This window comes from Paenibacillus sp. J31R109, assembly GCF_059692055.1.
The window spans coordinates 1-2646 of record NZ_JCAUAR010000043.1 but is presented as its reverse complement, the minus strand read 5'-3'; the positions used below and the strand labels follow the sequence as shown (position 1 = coordinate 2646).

The window sequence follows — 2646 nt, the reverse complement described above, 5'->3', positions numbered from 1 at the left end:
GGTTTGCAATAGGTAAGCATTTGAAGTGATCTCCAGCTTTTCCCCTGCTCCGCACGGAGCGTGCCTGTTTCCAAGCACTCCGCGGTCCATCTAACTGAATTTACTAAATCATAACTTCCTCGTTACTCATTGATTTGGGATATGTTAAACTGGTTCTAATACATATTTTTCACGGTATTTGTTGATCTGGTGCGTCATCAATTCCGTTAAGCCCAGTCTATTCTTGAGTAATTCAATCGTCTCTTTATGTGTTTGGAGGATAAGTTGCCCTACCTCTTTGTGGAGGATTCGCAAATTATTAAACTTGTCATTTCCACCTAAGTGCAACGGAATATAGTGGTGGCAGTAAGCATCGGATGCGAAGAGATACATGCCTGTAATTTCGCATTTCCCTATCTTCATGCTGTACCTACTAATTCGATTGTCCATATATTCAACACTTTGATTCGGGATACTAGATTTCGTTAGTAAGTAGATTTCCTGACGTAAATCTGGTCGAAGCTTCTTGTGTATCTGTTCTCTGCCTGCTGTGGTAAAGAGCGAGAGTCCTGTACTGAAACCCATCGTATTCTTTGTTTTCACGTTGGCTAGAGGATATAAATAAACATCTGCTATCTTAAAAGTCTTGTAACCCAAGCTGTAAAATTTACTGTACGTTGGCGGTGGGTTTGCAGGATGCTCATATTTCCCGATTTGTTTGAGACGATTGTACATGAAAGCTCGCAGATCGTAGGCAAGACGTGAGAACGCAACACTTACATGTGTTGCCCGATTGAAGTAGTTGTGAATTCCTAAAACAAAGCTGTTGAACCGTGCAGCATTTAGAGCCGTTGGCGAAGTCCTCATTTTGAGAATGTGTTTCTTGGCTTCGCTTTTGATTTTCTGTCTCTTGCTAGCTTTTATGCCCGTATGCGCTACTCGCTTATGACCCTTTTTGTTCGCTCGAATTGTAAACCCAAGGAATTCCGATTCTCGTTTACGCAGATTGATGATTTGCGATTTCTCTGGTGAAACGTCGAGTTTCAAACGGTCTTTGAGATACAGAACAACCGCATGATACCACCTCTGGGCAGACTTCCAATCGCGACAAATGATCTTGAGGTCATCGGCGTAACGCACCAGATAGCCTTCTTTCAGACTGGTCCGTATTTTCGCTGACCTTTCACCAGATCTTGATTTGAAAGCTTTCGTCAGCGGAAAGAGTTCCCATTGACCTGCAACCCAGTGATCTAGGTCATTCAGTACAATATTCGAGAGCAATGTTGATAGCAAGCCCCCTTGAGGCACACCTTTTGAGGGTATCCCTTCCCCCTCGATTTCAGCTTTTAGCATTTTAGAGATGCAGGCTAGAACCTTTCTATCTTGAATGCCCATGTTCCAAAGCTGCTTTAAAAGCAACGTATGGTTGACGTTGTCGAAGAATCCCAATATGTCGATGTCGACTACATAATGCATCGAAGCCTGATTGATGAGGAACTGTACTCTCGCCATGGCATGGTGTGCTGATCGAAGGGGTCTGAAACCATAGCTATGTTTGTAGAATTGGGCTTCGGCTATGGGCTCAAGAACTTGCTTGAAGCACTGTTGAATGATACGGTCGAGGATGCAAGGGATGCCAAGCGGTCTCATCTTACCGTTATCTTTTTCGATGAGCTTCCGTCTGACATTCTTGGGGCGATAGTTTTGCAGTTTGTTTTGGATTTCACTTACTAATTCGTATTCGGGTCGTTGTTCGATGTCTTTGATGGTTAATCCATCTGTTCCTGGTGTCTTAGATCCTTTATTGGACTTCATCGTACGATAAGCCAGCAATATATTTTCTCTGGAAGTGATGATCTCATACAGATGTGAGAAGGTTTCTTTGTTTGCTGATCTTTCGTGCAAATCCGTAAAGGATTCCGTCATGCCGTAATACTCCCAATTTCGTAAAGTTTGCACTGTGGCACCCCTCCTAAAATGAAGTGATGTCCCCACATTCCTACCTGATCGGTGCAATTCACGTATGGAAAATGATCGTTCTTTTCAATTAGACTTGGGGCTGTTCCTCCACTTCAATTACAGAAGTTTCATCAGTCGTGCCCCTACCCTCACAAGGATAAATTCATTTCGGCAAGTGCCTTATTGCAACCGTTTCGGGTAACAGCCCTTGTAGCAACGTCCCTTGTTTTCCAAGTCCCTTACAGCCTAGCTATCTGTTCTGAACTTAGGTGCTTCCTCTAAGCCTGTGAGATTGATGCCACCATTGTTCGGCATAGCGTATTTCATAGGCGAAAGTTTTACTTTACGCCACTCACCCCATCGTTTGATGGTACATACGTTTCCGCATGCTCTAACTGTAGACCTGTACATTCGGAAGTTCGTCAGTTCGCTTCTGCGCGAACATTCTCACCGTATTCAGTTTTTCAGCCACGCGACATATCCGTTGGCATACCTTTTCTATTAGAATGGCTTCAGCCTTCGTTCTGCCGAATCTACCTGAACTTCGCACCCCTCGACCTGTTAGTCGTAACGCGCGCAGGAGTATTGGCGGGATGGTTTCAGGATACATGGTTCCGTCATTCCCATCCTTGGTTGTAAAGTTAAGATTACTGCTGTAATCTCCTGCTTTTCACACTGTTTGGTGCTTATAGCAGAACTTGTCGTACT

1 protein-coding gene is annotated in these 2646 nt (G+C 44.0%); it reads right to left on the bottom strand.

Annotated features, from left to right (window positions below; translation table 11 throughout):
• Positions 1-144: 144 nt before the first annotated feature.
• Complete coding sequence (ltrA, locus tag AC58QT_RS35940; protein ID WP_497413118.1) at positions 145-1938, bottom strand: group II intron reverse transcriptase/maturase; 1794 nt, start codon at positions 1936-1938, stop codon at positions 145-147.
• Positions 1939-2646 lie beyond the last annotated feature (708 nt).